The organism is Sphingomonas xinjiangensis (genome assembly GCF_014199255.1).
Taxonomy (GTDB): Bacteria; Pseudomonadota; Alphaproteobacteria; order Sphingomonadales; family Sphingomonadaceae; genus Sphingomonas; species Sphingomonas xinjiangensis.
Genome location: NZ_JACIJF010000008.1, coordinates 66,386 through 90,007, shown reverse-complemented (window position 1 = coordinate 90,007; position 23,622 = coordinate 66,386). Strand labels below are relative to the sequence as shown.

General features: G+C 66.4%; 19 protein-coding genes. 7 read left to right on the top strand and 12 right to left on the bottom strand.

Annotated features, from left to right (window positions below):
- Positions 1–52 precede the first annotated feature (52 nt).
- A complete protein-coding gene (gcvPA, locus tag FHT02_RS13630) occupies positions 53–1,411 on the top strand; it encodes an aminomethyl-transferring glycine dehydrogenase subunit GcvPA (RefSeq protein WP_184088527.1) in 1,359 nt (452 codons plus the stop codon).
- Positions 1,408–2,979 (top strand): aminomethyl-transferring glycine dehydrogenase subunit GcvPB, encoded by a 1,572-nt coding sequence (gene gcvPB / locus FHT02_RS13625; protein WP_184088525.1) that lies wholly within the window; start codon positions 1,408–1,410, stop codon positions 2,977–2,979. The genes gcvPA and gcvPB overlap by 4 nt, the downstream gene beginning before the upstream one ends.
- Before the next feature lie 42 nt (positions 2,980–3,021).
- Here the strand turns inward: gcvPB and FHT02_RS21600 are convergent, their stop codons facing one another.
- From FHT02_RS21600 to FHT02_RS13605, 4 genes are all read right to left on the bottom strand, one after another.
- Positions 3,022–3,759, bottom strand: a complete 738-nt coding sequence (locus FHT02_RS21600) for a phosphatase PAP2 family protein (RefSeq protein ID WP_184088523.1) — start codon at positions 3,757–3,759, stop codon at positions 3,022–3,024.
- Positions 3,756–4,814: a phosphatidylinositol-specific phospholipase C1-like protein gene (locus FHT02_RS13615; protein WP_184088521.1), complete on the bottom strand. Its 1,059-nt coding sequence runs from the start codon at positions 4,812–4,814 to the stop codon at positions 3,756–3,758. Before FHT02_RS13615 ends, FHT02_RS21600 begins: the two co-directional genes overlap by 4 nt.
- Before the next feature lie 57 nt (positions 4,815–4,871).
- The gene (locus tag FHT02_RS13610) at positions 4,872–7,397 is read right to left on the bottom strand and encodes a TonB-dependent receptor (RefSeq protein WP_184088518.1); all 2,526 of its coding nucleotides are present in this window, start codon (positions 7,395–7,397) and stop codon (positions 4,872–4,874) included.
- Between the two features lie 205 nt (positions 7,398–7,602).
- Positions 7,603–8,508 carry a DMT family transporter gene (locus tag FHT02_RS13605; RefSeq protein WP_184088515.1) on the bottom strand — a complete coding sequence of 302 codons (906 nt, stop codon included), beginning with the start codon at positions 8,506–8,508 and terminating at the stop codon, positions 7,603–7,605.
- A 401-nt stretch (positions 8,509–8,909) separates the two neighbouring features.
- On the opposite strand from FHT02_RS13605, the gene proS reads away from it, so the two are divergent.
- A complete protein-coding gene (gene proS / locus FHT02_RS13600; RefSeq protein ID WP_184088512.1) occupies positions 8,910–10,436 on the top strand; it encodes a proline--tRNA ligase in 1,527 nt (508 codons plus the stop codon).
- 5 nt (positions 10,437–10,441) lie between these two features.
- Positions 10,442–11,041 carry a TIGR02466 family protein gene (locus FHT02_RS13595; protein ID WP_184088509.1) on the top strand — a complete coding sequence of 200 codons (600 nt, stop codon included), beginning with the start codon at positions 10,442–10,444 and terminating at the stop codon, positions 11,039–11,041.
- 3 nt (positions 11,042–11,044) lie between these two features.
- Here FHT02_RS13595 and FHT02_RS13590 read toward each other — a convergent pair whose 3' ends face one another.
- Both FHT02_RS13590 and glpD read right to left on the bottom strand, forming a co-directional pair.
- Positions 11,045–11,377 (bottom strand): PilZ domain-containing protein, encoded by a 333-nt coding sequence (locus FHT02_RS13590; RefSeq protein ID WP_184088506.1) that lies wholly within the window; start codon positions 11,375–11,377, stop codon positions 11,045–11,047.
- Positions 11,378–11,424: 47 nt separating this feature from the next.
- Positions 11,425–12,879 carry a glycerol-3-phosphate dehydrogenase gene (gene glpD / locus FHT02_RS13585; RefSeq protein WP_184088503.1) on the bottom strand — a complete coding sequence of 485 codons (1,455 nt, stop codon included), beginning with the start codon at positions 12,877–12,879 and terminating at the stop codon, positions 11,425–11,427.
- A gap of 54 nt (positions 12,880–12,933) precedes the next feature.
- Here glpD and rnr point away from each other — a divergent pair, with 54 nt between their 5' ends.
- Together rnr and FHT02_RS13575 are read left to right on the top strand one after the other, a co-directional pair.
- Positions 12,934–15,240: a ribonuclease R gene (gene rnr / locus FHT02_RS13580; protein WP_184088500.1), complete on the top strand. Its 2,307-nt coding sequence runs from the start codon at positions 12,934–12,936 to the stop codon at positions 15,238–15,240.
- A gap of 304 nt (positions 15,241–15,544) precedes the next feature.
- A complete protein-coding gene (locus FHT02_RS13575) occupies positions 15,545–15,892 on the top strand; it encodes a hypothetical protein (protein WP_184088497.1) in 348 nt (115 codons plus the stop codon).
- Positions 15,893–15,898: 6 nt separating this feature from the next.
- Here FHT02_RS13575 and FHT02_RS13570 read toward each other — a convergent pair whose 3' ends face one another.
- From FHT02_RS13570 to FHT02_RS13560, 3 genes are all read right to left on the bottom strand, one after another.
- Positions 15,899–17,068: a saccharopine dehydrogenase family protein gene (locus FHT02_RS13570; RefSeq protein WP_184088494.1), complete on the bottom strand. Its 1,170-nt coding sequence runs from the start codon at positions 17,066–17,068 to the stop codon at positions 15,899–15,901.
- A gap of 20 nt (positions 17,069–17,088) precedes the next feature.
- Positions 17,089–17,511 (bottom strand): endonuclease domain-containing protein, encoded by a 423-nt coding sequence (locus tag FHT02_RS13565; RefSeq protein ID WP_184088491.1) that lies wholly within the window; start codon positions 17,509–17,511, stop codon positions 17,089–17,091.
- Positions 17,512–17,752: 241 nt separating this feature from the next.
- The gene (locus FHT02_RS13560; protein WP_184088488.1) at positions 17,753–19,531 is read right to left on the bottom strand and encodes an ABC transporter transmembrane domain-containing protein; all 1,779 of its coding nucleotides are present in this window, start codon (positions 19,529–19,531) and stop codon (positions 17,753–17,755) included.
- Positions 19,532–19,764: 233 nt separating this feature from the next.
- On the opposite strand from FHT02_RS13560, the gene FHT02_RS13555 reads away from it, so the two are divergent.
- On the top strand, positions 19,765–20,994 hold the full coding sequence (locus FHT02_RS13555) for a polyhydroxyalkanoate depolymerase (protein ID WP_184088472.1): 1,230 nt from the start codon (positions 19,765–19,767) through the stop codon (positions 20,992–20,994).
- A 40-nt stretch (positions 20,995–21,034) separates the two neighbouring features.
- Here the strand turns inward: FHT02_RS13555 and FHT02_RS13550 are convergent, their stop codons facing one another.
- The 3 genes from FHT02_RS13550 to FHT02_RS13540 form a co-directional block, all read right to left on the bottom strand.
- The gene (locus tag FHT02_RS13550) at positions 21,035–21,529 is read right to left on the bottom strand and encodes a pyridoxamine 5'-phosphate oxidase family protein (protein WP_184088469.1); all 495 of its coding nucleotides are present in this window, start codon (positions 21,527–21,529) and stop codon (positions 21,035–21,037) included.
- Between the two features lie 367 nt (positions 21,530–21,896).
- Complete coding sequence (locus tag FHT02_RS13545; RefSeq protein ID WP_184088466.1) at positions 21,897–23,072, bottom strand: acetyl-CoA C-acyltransferase; 1,176 nt, start codon at positions 23,070–23,072, stop codon at positions 21,897–21,899.
- Positions 23,073–23,084: 12 nt separating this feature from the next.
- Positions 23,085–23,540 (bottom strand): MaoC/PaaZ C-terminal domain-containing protein, encoded by a 456-nt coding sequence (locus tag FHT02_RS13540; RefSeq protein ID WP_184088463.1) that lies wholly within the window; start codon positions 23,538–23,540, stop codon positions 23,085–23,087.
- Positions 23,541–23,622: the final 82 nt, after the last annotated feature.

Sequence of the window (23,622 nt, the reverse complement as noted above, 5' to 3'; positions counted from 1 at the left end):
TAACACCCACCCCCGTCCCCTCCCTTGCAGGGAGGGGGGAGAACTGGTCGAAATGCGCTACCTGCCCCTGACCGACACCGACCGCCAGGCGATGCTCGCCACCATCGGCGCGGGATCGATCGATGACCTCTTCATCGACGTGCCCGAATCCGCTCGCCTCTCGGGCCCGATCGCCGGCCTGCCGCCGCACGCCAGCGAACTCGCCGTCGAGCGCCACATGACCGCGCTCGCGCGCAAGAACGTGGTGGCAGGGGAGGTGCCCTTCTTCCTCGGCGCCGGCGCCTATCGCCACCATGTGCCGGCATCAGTCGACCACATCATCCAGCGCGGCGAGTTCCTCACCGCCTACACCCCCTACCAGCCCGAAATCGCCCAGGGCACGCTCCAGGTGATGTTCGAGTTTCAGAGCCAGGTCGCGCGCCTGCTCGGCTGCGACGTGGCGAACGCGTCGATGTACGACGGCTCGACCGCCTGCTGGGAAGCGATCTCCATGGCGCGCCGCCTGACCAAGCGCGGCAAAGCGATCCTCTCGGGCGGCGTCCACCCGCATTATGTCTCGGTGGCCAAGACCATGGCCAAGTTCACCGGCGATCAGCTGGTGACGTCGCTGCCCACGCTCAGCCCCGAACCCGACACGCTCGATCTGATCAACCAGATCGATGACGACACCAGCTGCGTGGTCGTCCAGTACCCGGACATCCTCGGCCGCATCGAGGACATGAGCGCGCTCGCTGATGCCGTCCACGCCAAGAAGGCGCTGCTGATCGCCGTCGTCACTGAGCCGGTGGCATTGGGCGTGATCAAGTCGCCCGGTGAAATGGGCGCCGACATCGTCGTCGGCGAAGGCCAGTCGCTCGGCGTCGGTCTTCAGTTCGGCGGGCCCTATGTGGGCCTGTTTGCCTGCTCGGAAAAGCTGGTCCGCCAGATGCCGGGCCGGCTTTGTGGTGAAACGGTCGACGCAGAGGGCAAGCGCGGCTTCGTGCTGACGCTCTCCACCCGTGAGCAGCATATCCGCCGCGAAAAGGCGACGTCGAACATCTGCACCTCCTCGGTGCTCTGCGCGCTCGCCATGTCGGCGCACATGACGCTGCTCGGCGAAGCGGGTCTCCGCCGGCTGGCCGAGATCAACCACGTCGCCGCGAGCGCCGCCGCCGATCGCCTCGGCGAAGTCGATGGCGTCGAACTGGTCACCGACCGCTTTTTCAACGAATTCACGCTGAAGCTGTCCAAGGAAGCACGCCCGGTCGTCCGCGCGCTGGCCGACAAGGGCATTCTTGCCGGCGTGTCGCTGGGTCGCCTCTATCCAGGCGCCGACGATCTGCAGAACGGCCTGGTCGTCGCCGTCACCGAAACCACCACGGAGGAGGACGTCGAAACCCTTGCCTCCGCGCTACAGGAGGTGCTGGCATGAGCACGATCAACCAGTCCGGCTGGCGTCCCACCTCCCCTGAAAAGGGTGAAGGCAGCAGCGACACCTTCACCGGCAACCGCGCATTGATGCTCGAAGAGCCGCTGATCTTCGAAATCGGCTCGAATGAAACCACCGGGGTCGACTTCGGCGAGGCGCCTTCGGGCAAGTCGCGCCTTGGCGGCCTTGAGCGCGCCAAGCCGATCAACCTGCCGGGCCTGTCCGAGCCCGAGGCGGTGCGCCATTACACCCGCCTCAGCCGCCAGAACTACGCCATCGATCTCGGCCTGTTTCCGCTCGGCAGCTGCACGATGAAGCACAATCCGCGCCTCAACGAGCGGATGGCCCGGCTGCCCGGCTTCGCCGACGTCCACCCGCTGCAGCCCGTCGACACGGTGCAGGGCGCGTTCGAGGTGATCCACCAGCTGGCGCATTGGCTGGTGACGCTCACCGGCATGCACTCGGTGGCGATGAGCCCCAAGGCCGGCGCGCATGGCGAGCTGTGCGGCATCCTCGCGATCCGCGCCGCGCTCGACGCCAAGGGCCAGCAGGCGCGCAAGGTCATCCTGGTTCCCGAAAGCGCGCACGGCACCAACCCCGCCACCGCAGCATTCGCGGGCTTCACCGTCGAGGACATTCCCGCGACGGCGGAAGGCCGCGTCAACCTGGATGCGCTCAAGGCACGCCTCGGCCCCGACATCGCCGGGGTGATGATCACCAACCCCAACACCTGCGGCCTGTTCGAGCCCGACCTCAAGGCAATTTCCGACGCGGTCCATGAAGCCGGCGGATACGTCTATTGCGACGGCGCGAACTTCAACGCCATCGTCGGCCGGGTGCGCCCGGGCGATCTCGGCGTCGACGCGATGCACATCAACCTGCACAAGACCTTCTCCACGCCGCATGGCGGCGGCGGACCTGGCTCGGGACCGGTGGTGTTCTCGGAAGCACTCACCCCCTACGCCCCGCTGCCCTTCGTCGAGCGGCAGGGCGACCATTTCATCCTGGTCGAGGAAGAAACCGCGGGCGAGCATCATGCCGGCAGCTTCGGCCGCATGGTCGCATTCCACGGCCAGATGGGCATGTTCACGCGAGCCCTCACGTACATCCTATCGCACGGCGCCGATGGCCTGCGCCAGGTCGCCGAGGATTCGGTGCTCAACGCCAACTATGTCCTGCGCGCGATGGAGGATGTGCTCGACGCGCCCTTCGCCAAGTCCGGCCCGTGCATGCACGAGGCGATCTTCAGCGATAAGGGCCTGGCGGAGGGCTTCTCGACGCTTGACATCGCCAAGGGGCTGATCGACGAGGGCTATCACCCGATGACGGTGTATTTCCCGCTGGTCGTCCACGGCGCGATGCTGGTCGAACCGACCGAGACCGAGAGCAAGGCGACGCTCGACCAGTTCATCGGCGCCTTCCGCTCGGTGGCGGCCCGCGCCAAGAATGGCGAGCCCGCGCTCAAGTCCGCACCCCATCACGCGCCTCGCCGCCGCCTCGACGAGACGCTGGCCGCACGCAAGCCGGTGCTGGCGTACAAGGACGCGCCCAAGGCAGAAGCCGCAGAATAACGCAAAGCCGCCATCCCCGCGAAAGCGGGGATGGCGGGCGACCTATTCCGCCGCCGCTTCGATCCGGCACCGGTCGCCATCGGGAGCAGGCGCCTTGCCGCGCAGTGTCGCCAATTCTACCCGCGCCGCCTCCATATCCGCGCGGAACGCCGCCTCCGCATGCCACCGCGCCACTAGGGCCGCGCCGGCCAGGAACCCAGCCTCCACCGCGCTGCGGCTGTGCGATCCGCACACGAAGCGGCTTTCGCCATAGATTCGTCCGCGCCGCAGGATCTCCGTCGCCCGCTCGGGGACCAGCTCCGCCAGCACCAGCGCGGTCGACCAGCCCGTGGAGGTATGTCCGGACGGGTAATCGCCATTGCCCGCCAGATGCTCGGTCCTGGCCTCGCAGATCTCGCCCGGCTGGCTGAGATAAGGCCGCTTGGCAGCGAAGCCCGTCTTCGCGCGCCCGGTCATGCCGCCGTCGCTCATCCGCGCGAACAGTGCGGCCAGCTTTGGGGCCGATTTGGCGTTCAGCTTCATGCCCAGCGCGCAGCCAAAGGCCGTGAAGCGATCGTCGCTTACGTCGCGCGTCGCGAGCGTCCAGCGGTCGCTCCCCTGCAAGGCGCGTGTGGATGCGAAGGTGGCGCGGTCATCCTCCGCGCGTGCCGATCCTGGCTGGGGCGGGGCGGGGAGTACCTTCATCAGGTCCGGCACCGCCTTGCCGTCGAGATACCCCGCCACGCGCTGGTCGGCGCCAACCAGCAGCAAGGCGCCCAGCGCCAGCGCCGCGACCTTCACTTGCCTGCCTCCAGGTCACCGCATCCAGCCGGGCGCCGCACGGGATTGCACCGCGCCACCATGCCGCCCGGCAGTGTCACGCGATACCCCCCGCCGAAGCGCGGATCGGCCCACAGATAATCGGTCGACACGAATTGCGCCCCACCGCGCAGCGCCGCGTCGCGAGGTTTGGTGTCGTTCGCCCGCGCCTCGCGTGTGTTCGCGTCGGCTCGCGTCCGCACCAGGAACCCTGCCGCCACGGCCCGCCGGATCCGCTCGGCATCCTTGATCGGCTCGTTCAACGTCAGATAGGCCGCCGCCGGCGAGGCTTCGTCGGTGTTGATGAAGAACACCCGCCCCTCCAGCGACTTGCGCGCCCCGCGATACACCGCAACCTTGGCCGGCGGCTCGTCCAACGCGAACAGGAACTTGCCGCGCGACGCTTCCAGCAACGGCCAGTTGTTCGCCAGCACGGCGTCGCGCAGCGTCGGGAACGTGCCCTGCACATCGTCGGGTGTGATCAGCTTGTCCGGCCCCATAACCGACCGCACTTCGGCGTCCAGCGCGTCATAGGCCGCCTCGTCATAGGCCAGCGCATTGATCCCGCCACGCGCCGCGTTTTGTTCGTCCTTGGCGTTGAACATCAGCAGGATCGGCACGTGGCGCGGATTGGCGTCCGACCAGGCGCGGATCGCCTTGAGGCACTCGGTCAGCAGCACGCAACTCGACCCATTGTCGATGCCGGGAATGTGCAGCACCTTAAAGCCGGGCACGCGCAGCTTGGGGTCATTCGATCCGCGCGCATAATGCCCGCCGCGCGGATCATAGTTGACGTCGATCTCCAGCTGCCGCGCCCCCGCGTCGAGCTGCTCGGCGAGCGGCCGGTGCGCGTAATCCAGCGCGTTTGCCATCTCCGGCGCCGCCGTGCGCAGCGTCGCCATCGTTTCGGCCGGCATCGCCAGCTTGTAGCTGTTGTGCGTGCCGATCACCGCCACATCGTTGATGCGCAGCGGCTGCTCCTGCGCCAAAGCTGGCATGGCAAGCAGAAGCGCGGTGGTGACGAACGCAAGACGCATTGGCGAACTCCCAAAACAACCCCCTCCCCGCACCGGCAGGAAGGGGGTGCAGTCACGTCAGAAGCGGAACAGCACCGAACCCTGCACCGCCCGGCCAAAGATCGGCCGCGCCAGGATCACCGGGCCGTCCGCCTGCCCGGGCACCGCCTGCTGTCCGCCGCCCTGGCCCAGACCCAGCGTGTTGGACAGGTTGGTGCCCTTCACCTGCACGGTGATGTTGGGCGTGATGTCGGCTTCGGCACTGGCGTTGAACACCGAGAAGGGCGGCAGCTTCACCAGATTGGCGTCGTCATTATACTTGTCGCCCTCGTAGCGCCATTCGCCCAGCACCCGCACGCGCCCGTTGAACAGGTTGAGCCGCGGCCGCACGCTGGCCAGCACCTTGGGCATCGACGATGGGCGGTTGTCGTCGAACGATGTCGCCACCGGCGCCCCGTTGACGATGGTGTTGTAGGTATAGTTCTTGAACTTGGGGTCCTGGTACGTTGCCGTCGCCGACACCTCGAACCACTTTACCGGGCGCAGATTGGCTTCCAGCTCGACGCCGATCGTACGCACGTCGCCATAATTGATTTCCTGCACGATCAGCAGCGACGCCGGATCGATATAGGTGTTGGTGAACTGCACGTCCTTGAAGTTGTTGTAGAACACCGTGGCGAACAGATTGCCCCAGGGCTGCTGGAACTTGATGCCGCCCTCTGCCTGTTCGATCGACTGGCTGCGCACCCCGGTGGGCAACACATTGTCGCGATACTGGCCGATCATCGGCAGGCGATAGGTGTTGGTGTAGCGCGCGAACAGCCCGGCATTGGGCACGAACTGCCAGTTCACGCCGACGGTATAGGCATGGTCGTCGAACGACGGCTTGAACTGGTTGAACACGCCCGATCCGCCCAGAACATTGTCGTCCGCCAGCGTCGTTGGGTCGCCCAGATTATAGCTGCGCACCGCCTCGCTGACACCATACAGCCAGATCTTCTCCCAGCGGAAGCCGGCGTCGACGCGCAGCTGCTCGTTGATCTGCCATTCGTCGGAGATGTAGGCGGCGATGTCCTCATAGCCGCCGACCGAATGCGCGAAGCGCGACTCGTAGCGCGAGATGCCCATGTCAGTCACCCGGCCGACGACCGTCCCCGCGCCGTTGACCGCGACGATGTCGAGCAGCCGCGCGTTCGGCGCCACTTCGGTGATGCCCACGCCGTCATTGCGGTCGTGCGACCAGTCCGCCGTGGTGCCGTAAAAGCCCAGCTTCACGTCATGGCGGCCGATGCCGGTTTCAAACACATGGCCCAGTTCGACCATGCCGATCATCTCTTCGATCGGGTTCTGGATCGACTGAAAGGTGTTCACGCCCACCAGCCCGTTGCCGTTCGCACCGGCCGGGAAGGGGGTGCCATCGGTCGCATAGACCAGCCGCACGTCCGTCGCGCCCGGGAAGGCCCGCAGGGCATTGGTGCGCACCGAGCTCAACTGCGCCGCCTGGGTGGTCAGGTTGTTGAGCCCGCGCGCGTTGCGGTTGGTGTTGCTGTCGCGATAGCGCAGGCCACCGCGCAGCGTGGTGCCGCCGCCGAACTCGACATCGCCCTTCAGCGTGACCTGCAGGTCGCTCGACTGGTTGAACAGGTTGAAATCGGCGGGGCGAACGCCGCGCGGCGTCTTGATCTTGACCAGCCCATCCTCGAACCCGGTCAGTGTGTCGTCATGCCCGTTGAACCCGGCAAGCGGGCGCAGCTTGTCGCCGTCGCGCACCAGCGGAATGGCGTCGAAGAAGAAGTTGTTGTCCTCCATGTACTTCACGCCGAACGACAGGCTGCCGTTGGTGAAGTCCTTGGAAACCAGCACGCGGCCTTGGCCGCCCTTGTTGGCGGTCGGCCCGGGATCGCGGACGCCGTCGTCCTTGTTGTAGAAGCCGCCGGCCGAGAACACCCAGCCATCGGCGATCGGGCCGCCCAGCCACACATCGCCGCGCAGCTGCCCGTAATCGGACGTGGTGAACTTCACCAAGCCGCTCAGCTCGGGCGTGCCCTTGCGGGGGATGAAGTTGACCAGCCCGCCGGGCGCATTCGACGCGAAGATCGACGAGGGGCCACCGCGCACCGCCTCGATATTGGCATAGGTCTCGTCGATGCGCAGGAACTGGTCGACATTGATCCAGTTGATGCCCGGATCGTGCTGGATCGGCAGGCCGTCCTCATACACGGCCAGCGACTCGTATCCGCCGCGCGGAATGCCGCGCACGCGGATGTTGTTGGCGGTCACGCCCGCCGAACTGTCCGCCCACACGCCCGGGATCTGCTGCATCGCCTCGGCCAGATTGCCGATCGCCCGCTCGCGAATATCGTTGTCGCTGATCGTGGTGATCGAATAGCTGGCGTCCACCTTGCGCTGGATGCTGTTGCCCAGCCGCCCGGTGACAAGGACTTCCTCGCCCTGCGCCGCATCGGTGTCGCGGGCCATCGGATCGGACGAAGCCTGATCCGCCGCGGTATCGGCATCGGCAGCCTGCTGCGCCTGCGCGGTATGGATGGAGCATGCGAGCGCGAAAAGGGCTGCGGTCGCGCGCAGCGAGGTGGTAAACTTCATGATGGACCCCCGTCATTCCGGCCCTCCCGGCCGGTTCGAAGGCGCCTATGGCCGCGCCGAATGACGCCGCGCGGTCAGGACGAAAACAGTTTCGCGACCGTTCCGTTTCACTTCCATTGCAATCCCCTCCGGAGGGGGAGAGGGACCAGCGAAGCTGGTGGCGGGATAGTTTCCGGGGGCGATGCGGCATGAGGGGAAACGCCCTTTAGCTCACCGGCGCATCGCTCGCCGCCACCGTCCGTTCCACTCGCCGCACCCGCTCGCGCCATACGATATACAGCCCGCTCCCGATGATCACCGGCGCGCCGATCCAAGTGTAGGGCGTCGGCCAGGCCGCGAAGATCAGCCACCCGTACAGCGTGCCCCACACCAGGCTCGAATAATCCATCGGCACCACCACAGACACCGGTGCGAAGCGCAGCGAGCCCGTCAGCGCCAGCTGCCCAAATCCTCCGACTACGCCGATCGCCACCAATATCGCCCAGGTGCCGGCATCATGCGCTTGCACCTGAAAAGCGTAGGCGATGCCGAGCGGCGGCAGCGACAGTACGGAAAACCAGAACACCGTCGTGCCTGCGCTCTCGGTCGTGCCGATCTGCCGCAACAGGATCGCCACGATGGCAACGAACAGCGCGGCCAGCAGTCCGACCACTGCACCGAACAGCGGGATATGCGTGCTCCCCGGCTGCGCGACGATCAGCACGCCCAGAAACCCGACCATCACCGCGCCCCAGCGATGCCAGCCGGTCGGCTCCTTCAGCACCAGCGCGCCCATCAGGGTGGCGAAGATCGGCACGGTGAACTGAAAGGTCGTCGCTTCCGCCAATGGCAGCAACAGCACCGCGCCAAAGGTGAACACCATTCCTGTCAGCCCCACCGCCGTTCGCGACAGATGCGCGCCGAACCGCTTGGTCCGAATCGATCTCAGGCCGGGGCCCATCGCGATCCACCCCGTCACCACCGGCACTGCCCAAAGCTGGCGGTGAAACATCGTCTCGGCCAGCGTCGCCCCCCGTGTCTCCGCCAGCTTGATCAGCGCCGACATGGTCGACATGCACAGGATCGCGAACAGTCGCAGCCCCAGGCCGGTAAAGATGCGGTCGGATTGCATGGGCGCGGTAATCACTTCCTCGCTTGGTCGTTTACCCTGCCGGCAGCAGGATAGGGAGCTAGGGCGTATCGGCATTCAGCCTTGGACTATCCTCTCCTCTTGATACGCGAGAGGATAGCGAAGCTTGGCAGCTTGCTGCCTAGCGACGCTTGGAGAGGGGTAGAGCGGCGCCACGCGCCCCGCGGCTGCTGCGCAGCCGCACCCCCTCACCCAGCTTCGACCAGGGCTTTGCTTCGCAAAACCAAGTCTACGCAACCCTCTCCCCCTTGCAGGGGGCGAGGGAAAATAAGCTGAATGCCGATACCTAATAGTACAGCGCCCTAAGCTCCCTGAACCCCGCGCTCAACCCGCGTGAACGGTGCACCCTTTGCTCGGTCCACCCACCGCGCTAGAGGCACCCCATGATCAAGCGCGCCCTCAACGTCACCCGCGAAGCCGATTTCGCAGCCTGGTACCAGACCGTCATCACCGAAGCGGACATGGCCGAGGAATCCGGCGTGCGTGGCTGCATGGTGATCCGTCCCTGGGGCTATGGCATCTGGGAACGCATACAGCGCCTGCTCGACGACCGCATCAAGGCGACGGGCCACGAAAACTGCTATTTCCCGCTCTTCATCCCGCTCTCCTATTTCGAAAAAGAGGCCGAGCATGTCGACGGCTTCGCCAAGGAGATGGCGGTCGTCACGCACCACCGCTTAGTCCAAAAGGACGGCAAGCTCGTCCCGGATCCCGAGGCCAAGCTCGAGGAGCCGCTGGTCGTGCGCCCCACTTCCGAAACGGTAATCGGCGCCGCGTTCAGCCGCTGGGTGCAGAGCTGGCGCGACTTGCCCGTGCTCATCAACCAATGGGCGAACGTCGTGCGCTGGGAAATGCGCACCCGCATGTTCCTGCGCACCGCCGAGTTCCTCTGGCAGGAAGGCCACACCGCCCACGCCACGGTCGAGGAAGCGCGCGAAGAGACCATGAAGATGCTGGAAGTCTATCGCAGCTTCGCCGAGGATTGCTTGGCGATGCCGGTGGTCGCGGGCGAGAAGCCGGAGAATGAGCGCTTCCCCGGCGCCGTCGCGACCTATTCGATCGAGGCGATGATGCAGGACGGCAAGGCGCTCCAGGCGGGCACCAGCCACTTCCTCGGCACCACTTTCTCCAGCGCGCAGAACATCAAGTTCCAGAACGCGGAAGGTCAGCAGGAACTCGCCCAGACCACCAGCTGGGGCGTGTCGACTCGCATGATCGGCGGCCTGATCATGGTCCATGGCGATGATGACGGCCTGCGCGTGCCGCCGCGCGTCGCCCCCTGGCAGATCGTGATTGTGCCGATGCTGCGCGACGTGCCCGAGGATCAGGCGATCACCGACTATTGCAAGGCGCTCCAGGCCGATCTCGCGAAGCTGTCGGCACTTGGCGAGCCCGTTCGCGCGCTGCTCGATTTGAAGCCCGCCAAGGCCGCGACCAAGCGCTGGGGGTGGGTCAAGAAGGGCGCCCCGATAATCGTGGAAGTCGGCGGCCGCGATGTCGCGGGCGGCAACGTCTCGGTGGTTCGCCGCGACCGGCTGTACCGCGAAGATGGCAAGCTCGACAGCGCCGTGATCGCCCGCACCGATTTCGTGAACGACGCCGCGCAGATGCTGGAAAGCATCCAGACCACGCTGCATGAGCAGGCACGCGAGCGGATGGACGCCAACATTACCCGAGGCATTACCGAGTTCGCCGAACTCGAGCAGGCGTTCGAAGGCGAGAAGCCCGGCTGGGCCGAGGTCAACTGGGCCAAGCCGACCGGTGCCGATCTCGACCAGGTCGTACAGCGCCTGAAGGCGCTCAAGCTCACTTTCCGCAACGTGCCCTCCGATGCCAGCCCGGCGCAGGGCGCGTGCATCTTCACCGGTGCGCCCGCGGTCGAGCGGATCCTGGTCGCGCGGGCCTACTAACGCCCATGCGCACGCTCTTCGCCTCCCTGCTCTATCAGGAGCCGCTCGGCGACGCCGATCTCCTGGAGGAGCTGGAGGCGTCGTGCCTGCAATTGGCGCAAGAGGACATCGCCGGGCGCCGCTGGTGCAAGGCGCATGGCTATCGCGGCTACACGTCCTACGCTTCGCTCAACGACCTTCCGGTCCGTGATCCCGCGTTCGCGGACCTCAAGCGCCTGCTCGACCGCCACGTGGCCCGCTTCGCGCAGGCATGCCATTTCGAACTGGCGGGCAAGAAGCTCAAGCTCGACAGCCTGTGGGTCAATGTCCTGGACGGGAAGGGCGGGCACGGCGCGCACCTCCACCCGCACAGCGTCGTCTCCGGCACGCTCTATCTCGCGCTGCCGCCGGGTTCGCGCGGGCTGAAGCTCGAGGATCCGCGCCTGCCGATGATGATGGCCGCGCCCACTCGCCGCGAAGACGCGCCCGAGCTGCTTCAGACCTTTGTCGAGATCGTGCCCGATCCCGGCACGGTGCTGCTCTGGGAAAGCTGGATGCGCCACGAAGTGCCGCCTGGCTCGGGCAGTGCCAAGCGGATCAGCGTCAGCTTCAATTACCGCTGGTAGGCTTCAGCAAATCACCAGCGTGAGCGCGCGCATCAGACTGCGCTCGATCGGTGCGTCGAAGCGGCAGCCGACCTGCTCGCCATCGTTCCAAACCACGCTCGCCGCGATGGGCATGCTGCCGTTGAAGCGCAGCCACAGCCGCTCGCCTTGCGGATATTCGGCAGGGCAGGAGAGGCGGCAGCCATAGACCGACAGGTCGCGCAGCGTCGCCTCATCGGCTTCGTCGCCATGGGCGCGCACGGTCGCGGGGGTGACGAGGACGCGGTGGCGCGGCTCTCCGCGCTGCTCGACCAGCGCAGGCGTGACGGCTCGGTACTGTGAAAACCTGGTCGCCATGCTTGCTCCCTCTCGGGCAAGCTTAACCTAAGTTTGTCATCATCTGGTTAACGCAATTCGCTCCACCAGGTAGCGAACCGCGCCTGTTCCTCCGGGAGCATGTGCAGCCCCCGCTTGCTGCGCCGCCACAGCACGTCCTCCGGTGTCCGCGCCCATTCATGCGCCCGCAGCCAGCGCGCCTCCACTTCGCTCAGCCCGGCGCCGAAATCCTGGCCCAGATCGCTCGCCTCCTGCACCGGCTTCAGCATCTCACGCGCGGCACTGCCATAGGCATGCGCCAGCCGCGCCGCCCGCGCCTTACCCAGGAACGGCCAGCGCTGCGCCAGTTCCTCGCCCAGCCTGCCCACATCGGCAATCGCGCCGCCCGGAAACACCCGCGCCCGCGTCCGCGGCTGGACTTCCACGCCCATCGCCCCGCCGATCTTCGCCACCGCTTCCTCGGCCAGCGCCCGCGCCGTAGTGATCTTGCCCCCGAACACCGACAGCAGCGGCGGGCCACCGTCGTCCAGTTCCAGCACATAATCGCGCGTCACCGCCTGCGCCGCCGCGGCGCCATCATCGAACAGCGGCCGCACGCCCGACCAGCACGACACGATGGCAGCGGGCGAAACCTGACGCGAGAAATACCGGTTCACCGCGCCGCAGAGATATGCCTTTTCCTCCTGCGAGCACACCGCGTCGGCCGGATCGTCCACCGGCACGTCGGTCGTCCCGATTTCGGTGAACTCGCCCTCATAGGGAATCGCGAACACGATCCGCCGGTCGGGTTGCTGGAGGATATAGGCATGGTCCCCCTCGAACAGCTTGGGCACGACGACGTGGCTTCCCCTGACCAGCCGCACCCCCGATCCGCTCGCCACTCCGGTCCGGTCGAGCACGCCGCGCACCCACGGCCCGCCCGCATTCACCACTGCGCGCGCCCGCACGCTCCGCCCGTCCGATAGCCGCACGCGCCAGCCCTCCGCCTCGCGCACGGCCTCCAGCATTTCGACGCGCGTCGCGATCTCCGCCCCGTTCGCCGCCGCATCCAGCGCATTGGCGACCGTCAGCCGCGCATCGTCCACCCACGCGTCGGAATAGACGAAGCCGCGCGGCGCGCCCTTCAGCGGCGCCACATAGTCCGCATCCGCCGCCCGCAACCCGCGCGAACGCGGCAGCGAAGACTGCCCGCCCAGCAGGTCGTAGAGCCACAGTCCCACCCGCACCATCCACCACGGCCGCACATCATGGGCATGCGGCAGCACGAAGCGCATCGGGCGGATCAGATGCGGCGCTGCCGCCAGCAACCGCTCGCGGTCCTCCAGCGCCTCATGCACCAGCCGGAACTGGTAGGTTTCGAGGTATCGCAGCCCGCCATGGATCAGCTTGGACGATGCCGAAGAGGTATGGCTCGCCAGATCGTCCTTCTCGACCAGCAGGACCTTCAGCCCGTTCAGCGCAGCCTCGCGGGCGATGGCGCAGCCATTGATGCCGCCGCCGATGATCAACAGGTCATAGGACACGGAGCTAACCTAGGAAGTTGGTACATGGCACGCGAGTCCCTATGTGAGGGTTGAATGGCAAGAACCAAGACAAGAGCAGGCCTGCCCACCCGGCAGCAGATCCTCGACTTCATCACGTCCTCCGACACGCCCGCCGGCAAGCGCGAGATCGCCAAGGCGTTCGGCCTGTCCGCGCAGGACAAGATCGCGCTCAAGGCGCTCTTGAAGGACATGGCCGACGAAGGCCTGATCGACGGCGGCCCCGGCCGCGCGTTCCACAAGATGGGCGGCGTGCCCAAGGTCACGGTGCTGCGCATCACCGACAATGACGGCGACACCGTCTGGGCGGTGCCCGAGCGCTGGGAGGCCGAGGGCATTCCCGTGCCCCGCCTGCGCGTGCGCGAACCGCGCGGCAAGCGCGCCGCGCTCGCCATCGGCGACCGCATCCTCGCGCGCACCGAAGAAGCCGGCAACGGCCTCGTCGCCCACCCGATGAAGAAGCTCGCCAGCGGCGAGGAGCAGGTCCTGGGCGTCGTCCGCGAAGAGGATGGCCGGCTCTACCTCCACCCGGTCGACAAGCGCGAGCGCAATGTCTACCCGATCTCCGAGCGAAAGGACGCCGAACCCGGCGACCTCGTGCTCGCCAACAAGGCCGGCAAGCCGCCGCGCATCTTCGCCCACGTCACCGAGATTTTGGGCGACCCCTTTGCCCCGCGCAGCTTCTCGCTGATCGCCATCCACAAGCACGGCATCCCCGACGTCTTCTCCGACGAACTCCTCGCCGAAGCCGAGCGCGTCTCGAAGCAACCCTTGGGCGAGCGCGAAGACCTCACCCATCTCCCGATCGTCGCGATCGACCCCGTCGACGCGCGCGATCATGATGACGCGGTCTGGGCCACGCCCGACGACGATCCCAAGAACGAAGGCGGCTGGAAGGCCGTGGTCGCCATCGCCGACGTGTCCTTCTATGTCCGCCCCGGCTCGGCGATCGACCGCGAGGCGCGCAAGCGCGGCAATTCGGTCTATTTCCCCGACCGCGTCGTGCCGATGCTCCCCGAGATCCTGTCGGCCGAAGTATGCTCGCTCAAGGAAGGCGCCGACCGCGCCGCCATGGCCTGCCACCTTCAGGTGTCGAAGGACGGCGCGCTCAAGAGCTGGCGCTTCACCCGCGCCGTCGTCCGCATCGCCGCCAACATCCCCTATGAGAACGCCCAGGCGCTGATCGACAAGCGTCCGCTGCCTCATGGCGCGGCAGGCGCTGGCGAAGCCACGGATGCCGACGCGCCCTACACTCAGTCGGCCGAGGAAACGCAGCTCCGCGACATCCTCGCCCCGCTCTGGGACTGCTGGCACGCGCTCTACCGCGCCCGCCAGAAGCGCGAGCCGCTCGATCTCGACTTGCCCGAGCGCCGCATCGTCCTGGACGAAAAGGGGCGCATCATGTCGGTCGCCCCGCGCGAGCGGCTCGACGCGCACAAGCTGATCGAGGATTACATGATCGCCGCAAACGTCGCTGCGGCCAAGGCATTGGAGGCGAAAAAGGCGCCGGTCATGTACCGCGACCACGAGCCGCCGACGCGTGAGAAGCTGACCGCGCTCAAGGATTATCTGGCGACCTTCGACCTCGAATTCGCGCTCGGCCAGGTGATCCGCCCGGCGACCTTCAACCGCATTCTTGAGCGGGTAGGGGAGTCCGACGCCCGCGACGAGATCATGCAGCAGGTGCTGCGCACCCAGACCCAAGCCTATTACGGCCCCGACAATACCGGCCATTTCGGCCTTGGCCTCGGCAGCTACGCTCACTTCACCTCGCCGATCCGCCGCTATGCCGATCTGGTCGTGCACCGGTCGCTGGTCGACGCCTATCGCCTCGGCCCGGGCGGGCTGACCGCAGAGGAAGCCGGCAGCATGGACCGCATCGGCGAAAGCATCAGCCAGCTCGAGCGCCGCGCGATGGAGGCCGAGCGCGAAACGGTCGACCGCTATGTCGCGGCATACCTGTCCGAACATGTCGGAACGGTCATGGACGCGCGCATCACCGGCGTGCAGAATTTCGGCTTCTTCGCCACGATCGAGGGTATCGGCGGCGACGGGCTCGTCCCGGTGCGCGATCTGGGCTCCGAGTATTTCCGCTATGACGAAGCGAGCCAGCGCCTGATCGGTGAACATTCAGGCGAAGAGTTCAAGCTGGGCCAGCGCCTCCAACTGCGCCTCGCCGAAGCCAACCCGGTTTCCGGCGCGCTGCGCTTCGAACTCCCCGACGGCAAGGGCTCTGCCGGAAGTCCGGCGAGCGAAACCCGCCGCGGCAAATCCGGGCCACCCCGCGTCCTGAAACGCCGCGGCCGCCCCGGCAATATCCGCCACCAAGGCAAGAAGCGCTAGCGCCTAGGCCAACCCATAACGCCCCTCCCTGCTAGCAGCGAGGGGCAGGGGGTGGGTGCGCGCGTCTGCGCGCCAAAAGAGACTCAGACCTACACCATCAAAGCCCCAGCCGCGGCATCGAGCCCCGCCCGGCGCTAAACCCACCCCTTGATCCCCTCCCTTCCAGGGAGGGATAAATGGGTTGAGAGCGCGCGCTTACCGTCCCAAACGATCCTCCCCTTGCAGGGGAGGATCGCTTAACCCGGATTGCCCCGGGCCCGCACATCGTGCCACCCTCCGCGCACCAGCGCAGGGGGCCATCACCATGAACGTGCAAACCGCCATCACCACCGGTCTGGCCGGGCGCACCCGCCGCGGCATCATCGCCGTGCTTCTCGCCCAGCACGCCATCACCCGCGAAGATGCCGTCGCCTTCATGCCCCGTACCCCAGCCGAACAACGCGAGTTCACTCGGCTACGGGCCACCGGCGCTATCCAAGACGCGGGCCCCAACCGCTACTGGCTAGACCGCGCGGCACTCCACGCTGACAACGAAGCACGCCGCCGCGTGCTGATACCGCTGGCCATCGTCCTGCTGCTGGTCGCGGCCATCATTCCGCTGTTTTTCTACAAGGACGTGCCCTCGATCTCGATAACCGGGACGAGCCGCTAGGCGCCCTCACTCCACCGCGAAGGTCAGCCCCGCATGCGCCTCCAGCCGCGCCTTCAGCGCTTCGGGCATCAGCGCACCGGGCGTCCAGATCCCGCCCTTGCCCTCAGCCGGCACATCGCGCAGCAGGCATAAAGCGGACTCCGCGATCATCTTGCTGGTCGATCCATAGCCCGGATCGCGGTCGCCCTTCACCGACACGGTGACGCGTTCTTCCGACGGCATCTCGGCGACAAAGGCGATGTCGTAGAACCCGCTCTCGCGCGCTTCCTTGCTCGGCCCTTCGCCCGGCGCCGGCCCTTTGTTTCCGCTCAGCGGGTTCAGCTTCGCGACCGCCTCGGCCGCCGCCCGCCCGACTTCGCCCAGCCCGGGCACCACCGTCATCTCGTCATATTGGAAGTCGGCACCATAAGGCTGGCCCGCCAGAAAGTTGGTGCGGTGCACGTTCTTGGTGTTGATCACCGCCATCATGAACGGCGCGACCCAAGCGGCGACGGCATCGTCGTAATGCGGCACCATTCCGTTCGGCTGGTGCGGCCCGGCAAAGCCCGGCGCCAGCGAAAAGGGGTCCACCATCAGCTTCAGGATCGCCGGATCCTGCGCGGCGGCTGCTATCGACGCCTTGGCGCTGGCAAAGGTCCCGCCCGAAAACGTTCCCTTCATCGCCCGGATGCGGCCCTTCACGCGCGGCGCCGCCCGCCCGAACCGCCGCCGCGCCTCGGCCTGCGCGAACCACACCCCCAGATCGAACGGAATGGAATCGAACCCGCAGGAAAACACGATCCGCGCGCCGCTCGCTTTGGCGGCGTCGTCATACTTATCGATCATCTGCCGCATCCAGGCCGGCTCGCCGCACAAATCGACATAGCCCGTGCCCGCCGCCGCGCACGCCGCCAGCAACGGCTCACCATGCAACTGGTACGGACCCACGGTGGTGATGACCACGCCAGCCCGCGCCACCATCGCCCTTAGGGCCGCAGGATCATCGGCGTTGGCGGCAAGCAGCGGCGTACCGGCAGGTGCGCCTATCTCGTCGCGCACCTGCTCCAGCTTGGAGAGCGACCGCCCCGCCATCGCCCAGCGCACGCCGCCATCGCCATAGCGCTGCGCCAGATACTCGGCCACCAACCGCCCGGTGAACCCGGTCGCGCCGTACAGAACGATGTCGAACTCAGCCATAATCCTCTCCCTTTTTGTTGTCATTCAGCAGCAACCCGCTTGCGGGGCGATCTCATTCTCCCCTCCCTGGAAGGGAGGGGCTGGGGGTGGGTGCCGCCGAGGCACTCGGCGGCGCGGGACAGGATGAACGCAGCGGCGCCTTCCGGATTGGACAGGACGTCCGAGTTCCACAGCCGAGTGACGCTCCAGCCCTGCGCCTCCAGAAACGCCGATGGTTTGTCGTCATAGCCAGCTTGTTCGAGATGCTGGCTCCCGTCGAACTCGATTGCGAGCTTGCCCTGCCGACAGGCAAGATCGAGGATGAACGGCGCAACCACCAGCTGCCGTGTAAAGGCGGGGCGGTGATGCGAGAGGAGCCGCCAGACCGCAAGCTCGGCCACTGTCGGACTGTTGCGCATCTCGCGCGCTCTTGCGGTCAGTTCAGGATCGATCCGCCGGCGCATTACTCGAGCGTAGCGTGGCTCGCTGCGCTCGCCAACCCACCCCCAGCCCCTCCCTTTCAGGGAGGGGAGCAGTGGCCCGATCCCGCAATCAACTCCCCTCCCTGAAAGGGACGGGGGCGGGTGCGCGCGTCTGCGCGCTCAAAAAGACTTAAGCTACCAGCTTCGAACAGCTCCAATCGGGCATGGAGCGTCGCCGGCGCATTCGACTCATCCTCTCAGTGGGGCTGGGCCTATCCCAACCTCACCCCACCTCACTAAACTGCAACGCCGCCAGCCGCGCATACAGCCCGCCCTGCGCCACCAGCGCGCCATGCGTCCCGCTTTCCACGATCCGTCCTTCGTCCATCACGATGATCCGCGCGGCCGCGCGTACGGTCGCAAGCCGGTGCGCGATCACCAAAGTCGTGCGGTTCGCCATCAGCCGTTCCAGCGCGTCCTGCACCAGCCGCTCGCTTTCGGCGTCCAGCGCGCTCGTCGCCTCGTCCAGCAACAGGATCGGCGCATCGCGGAGCAGTGCGCGCGCAATCGCGATCCGCTGGCGCTGCCCGCCCGAAAGCCGCGCGCCGCCTTCGCCCAGGAAGGTGTCGAGCCCCTGCGGCAGCGCGCGCAGGAACTCCGCGGCGTTGGCGGCTTCCGCCGCGGCCCAGATCGCGTCGTCGCTGGCATCCCAGGCGCCATAGCGCAGATTGTCCCGCGCCGAGGCTGCGAAGATCACCGTTTCCTGCGGCACGATCGCCATGCGCGCGCGCACCTCGCCCGGATCGGCGTCGCGCACCGCCACGCCGTCGATCCGCACGGTGCCGGCTTCGGGGTCGTAGAAACGCTGCACCAGCTGGAACAGCGTCGACTTGCCCGCACCCGATGGGCCCACCACCGCCACCGTTTCGCCGGGCCGCACGTCCAGCGAGAAGTCGTTCAGCGCCGAAACCTCCGGCCGGCTGGGATAGCGGAAGGTCACTTGCTCGAACGCGATCTCTCCGCGCGGCGGCTGCGGCAGCGCCACCGGTTTGGCCGGCGCGGCGATGTCGGGCTGCTCGGTCAGCAATTCGGCCAGCCGGCTCGCCGCGCCCGATCCCCGCAGCAGCTCGCCATAGACTTCGGTCAGCGCGCCGAACGACCCGGTCACCAGCCCGGCGGTGATCACGAACGCCGTGATCGCGCCGCCCGAGATGCGCCCTTCGGCCACGCCCGACACCGCGTCCCACATGATCAGCGTGATGGCGGTGAACAGCACTCCGATCACCAAAGCGGTCATCACCGCGCGCAGGCCGAAGCGGCGCTTGGCGGCGGCGAAACTGCGCTCGACCGCGCCTTCGAACCGCGCGCTCTCGCGGCGTTCCTGGCCGAACGCCTGGACGATCCGCATCGCGCCCAGCGTCTCGGACGAAGTCGCGCCGATCTCGGCGATGCTGTCCTGGCTGGTGCGAGAGAGCGTGCGCACGCGTCCGCCCAGCCAGACGATCGGCAGCACGATCAGCGGGATGCCGACCAGCAGGTACGCTGCGATCCGTGGCGACAGCGCGAAGAGGTAGATCAGGCCACCAATGCCGGTCAGCAGATTGCGCAGTGCGGTGGAGACGGTGGTGCCCACCACCATCTCGATGATCGCGGTGTCGGAGGTGAGCCGCGACGCGATCTCGGACGGGCGGTTCTCCTCGAACCATTTGGGTGGCAGGCGCAGCAGGTTGCGGTGCACCGCCACGCGCATGTCGGCAACGGTGCGCTCGCCGACCCAACTGACGAAGTAGAAGCGCACCGCCGTCGCGACCGACAGCGCCAGCACGACCAGCAGCAATCCCTGGAAATACACGCCGATCTTGCTTGTGTCCGCGCCCGCGGCGAAGCCGTTGTCGACAATTTTCTGGAAGGTGCGCGGGATCCACAAGGTGGCGATCGACGACCCGATCAGCGCCAGCGTCGCAAGCGCCAGTTGCAGCGGGTAGCGGCGGGTAAAACGCCACACGATCAACAGGTTGCTAAGCTTGCGCTTGGGCTGCGGAGCAGGGGCGGGATCGGCCATGCGGGGCGGACTAGCGCGAATGCCGGGGCAGGGGAACCGTTGAGCGGAAGTCTACGCCTAAGCCCTTGATAAGCAGGTGTAAGCGGTTTGCAGGACATCCGTTTTCCGCGTCGACAAGATACTGGCCACCGCATTTTCCCGGAAGCGTTCCTTCGTTGCGGTGCAACAAGGCGACGCTATATTGATCGGGAAAGCCGCCGCACTCTGCTGCGCGTGGCGGCGGAAGGAATTGGATGCTGTACGACGCCTATGAAATCCAGCGCTCGCTCCTCGCGGGTGCGAGTGCGTTCGCCAACTTCTCTGCAGGCCTGCTCAACAATCCCGCCAACCCCTTTGCAGCATGGGGCGGCGGCCCGGTCATGGCCTCGGCGCTGGAAGTCTTCGCCCATGCCTCCGCACCGCGCGGCAAGCCGGACTTCGGGCTCGACCGCACCACTGTCGATGGCCGCGAAGTGGATGTCCATGAAGAGATCGTGCTGCGCAAGCCGTTCGGCCAGCTCAAGCGCTTCGTGCGTCAGGGTGTGGAGGGTGGCCCCAAGCTGCTGATCGTGGCGCCGATGTCGGGGCATTATGCCACGCTGCTGCGTGGCACGGTGGAGCGGATGCTGCCGGTGGCGGACGTCTACATCACCGACTGGCGCGACGCGAAGCAAGTGCCGCTCAGCGACGGCAGCTTCGACCTGGAAGATTATGTCGACTACATCATCGCCTATCTCGAGCATATCGGCGCCCAAGGCGATCCGCGCGCGCATATGCTGGCGGTGTGCCAGCCATCGGTCCCCAGCTATGCCGCAGTGGCGGTGATGAGCGCCGATGCGCATCCCAACCGGCCCAAGACACTGACGATGATGGGCGGTCCGGTCGACACCCGCGAGGCGCCGACCGCCGTGAACACACTCGCGACCGAGCGGCCGTTCAGCTGGTTCGAGCAGAATGTGATCGCGACGGTGCCAGCGACCTATGCCGGCGCGGGTCGGCGGGTCTATCCGGGCTTCTTGCAGCTTGCCGGGTTCATGACGATGAACCTGGGCAGCCACATGATCAGCCATTGGGAGATGTTCAAACATCTCGTCCAGGGCGACGACGAGAGCGCTGATGCAACGATGCGCTTCTACGAGGAATATCGCTCGGTCTGCGACATGACCGCGGAGTTCTATCTCCAGACGATCGATCTGGTGTTCCAGACCCACGCGCTGCCCAAGGGCGAGATGATTCATCGCGGGCGCAAGGTCGATCCGGCGGCGATCACCGACATCGGCTTGCTGGCGATCGAGGGCGAGCGCGACGACATTTCGGGGCTGGGGCAGACCAAGGCGGCGCTGACGCTGGCGACCGAGCTTCCCGATGCCAAGAAATTGTATCACATGGCCGAAGGCGTCGGCCATTACGGCATTTTCAATGGCTCCAAGTGGCGGACGCGGATCGCGCCGGTGCTGGAGCAGTGGATGGCCGCGAACGACTGAGCAAGCGCTCCTCCCCTTTTGCAGGGGAGGAGCGAACAGGTCAGGCCTGCGACGATTCCGCAGTGGTTTGAACCTTGGCGTGGCTGCTGCTTTCGCTTGGGCGGATCGTGCCGCCGAACAGCATCTTGACGCGGCCGCTGACCGAGATGTCGGTTTCCCACAGCTCGGCGCTGTCAATGTCGAAGCGCAGCAGCGCCAGGTTCGGGTCTTCCTTGCCTTCGGGGAACCAGGCTTCGGCCTGCTTGTCCCACAATTTGTCGATCAGCGCGGGGTCGTTGTCGATCTTGGCGGTGCCCGACAGGCACGCGAAATAGTCGTGCCCCTTGGACACATAGTGGGCCATGCCATCGCCGCCCTTCGCCAGGCGATTGTCCTTCCCGATGAAGAAGAACAGCGTGTCGACCTGATCCTTGTCGAGCTGCGCGGTGAGCGGGATGTGATGCCCGCCGTCCATCAGCCCGACCATGACGAACGGGCTGTCCGCCATCTTCTGCCAAAGGTCCTGCTTGAGTTCGGCGGGGGTCTTGTCGGCCATCGGTTCCTACTCCGTTTGTATCGGTTCGGCAGGACAACGAGGCGAGCGCGGCAAGGTTGCAGCATCAGGCGGTGCGCGTCAGTCTAGGCGTGCGGCGGCAATCCCGCCGCCGTGAAAGGGAGTATGCACAATGTCGCTTGCTGACTTGTGCCTGGTCCTTGGCGTGTTGTTCGCCTCCACCACCTTGGTGCTCAAGGTGGTGGAGGTAGCACGCTGCAAGTAAGCACGACGGGAGGGCTCGGCCTGGCAGCCGGGTCCCAAACGAGTTGGGCCCCGATCGCTGGCACGATCGAGGCCCAGGAACCGGAGTACCGGTGTCGCTTGCTTCACTAAATATAAGCGCGGGCGCTTATATGCAACGAGTCGCTTACAGTACCTCGAACAGCCCCGCCGCACCCATGCCGCCGCCGACGCACATGGTGACCACCACATACTTAGCGCCGCGCCGCTTGCCTTCGATCAGCGCGTGGCCGGTCATGCGCGCGCCTGACATGCCATAGGGGTGGCCGACCGAGATCGCGCCGCCATTGACGTTGAGCAGCTCATTGGGGATGCCCAGCTTGTCGGCGCAATACAGCACCTGCACCGCGAAGGCTTCGTTCAGCTCCCAAAGGCCGATATCGTCCATCTTCAGGTTGAAGCGCTCGAGCAGCTTGGGGATGGCGAAGACCGGGCCGATGCCCATTTCGTCGGGCTTAGTGCCGGCCACCGCCATGCCGACATAGCGACCCAGCGGCTGAAGACCTCGGCTGGAGGCCAGCTTCTCCTCCATCAGCACGCAAGCCGCGCTGCCGTCGGACAGCTGCGACGCGTTGCCCGCAGTGATCGTGCCGTTCGGCAGCACCGGCTGAAGCCCGGTCAGCCCTTCCAGCGTCGTTTCGGGACGGTTGCCCTCGTCCTTCGCCAGCGTGACTTCCTTCTGGCTGACTTCCTTGGTCTCCTTGTTCACCACGTTCATCGTCGCGGTGACCGATACGATCTCGCCGTCGAACTTGCCCGCGGCCTGCGCGGCGGCGGTGCGCTGCTGCGACTGGAAGGCATAGGCGTCGGTGCGGTCGCGGCCGATGCCATAACGGCTGGCGACCACTTCGGCGGTCTGGAGCATCGGCATGTAGATGTCGCCCTGGATAGCCAGCAGTTCGCGATCGGGCTCGATGCGTAGCTGCGGGGTCTGCACCAGGCTGATCGACTCGACGCCTCCGCCGACGGTGATGTCCATGTTGTCCTGCGTGATCTGCTTGGCCGCGGTGGCGATCGCCATCAGGCCCGACGCGCACTGGCGGTCGACCGACATGCCCGGCACGGTGGTCGGCAGCCCTGCGCGCAGCAACGCGTTGCGGGCGATATTGCCGGCCTGGCTACCCTGTTGCAGCGCGGCGCCGAAGACGAGGTCGTCGACCTGCGCACCTTCGATGCCGGCGCGTTCCACCGCTGCCTTGATCGCGTGGCTGGCGAGGGTCGGCGCAGCGGTGGCATTGAACGCACCGCGATAGGCGCGGCTGATCGGGGTACGGGCAGTGGAGACGATAACTGCGGAGCGCATGGTTCTTCCTTTTCAGACGTAGATGAGCGCGATCCATTCGGCGATCAGCGCGGGTTTATCTGCGCCCTCGATTTCGAGGGTGTATTCCTGAACTTGTTCCCAGACGCCGGGCTGGCGTTCGGCGAGCTTCAGCAGCTTGAAGCGGCCGCGCACGCGCGCGCCGGAGCGAACCGGCTGGAGGAAGCGGACTTTGTTGCCGCCATAGTTCACCCCCATGCGGGCACCAGTCATCTGCGGCCCGCCGGCACGTTGGCTGAGCATCGGCATCAGCGAAAGCGAGAGGAAACCATGCGCGATAGTGCCCCCGAACGGCGTCTGCGCGGCTCGCACGGGATCGACATGGATGAACTGGTGGTCGGCGGTCGCATCGGCGAACTGGTCGATCATCCCCTGGGTGACTTCAACCCAATCCGATAGCCGCTCGGCGCCGACCTGTTCGGCCAGTTGCTGCACCGTCACTGCGTTCACCGGGGCTGTCCTCCTGCGCAATTTTCTATCATAGCGCTGGGCATATCTAGTGACCCCGCGGGGCTTCTCGCAAGCCTCGCCC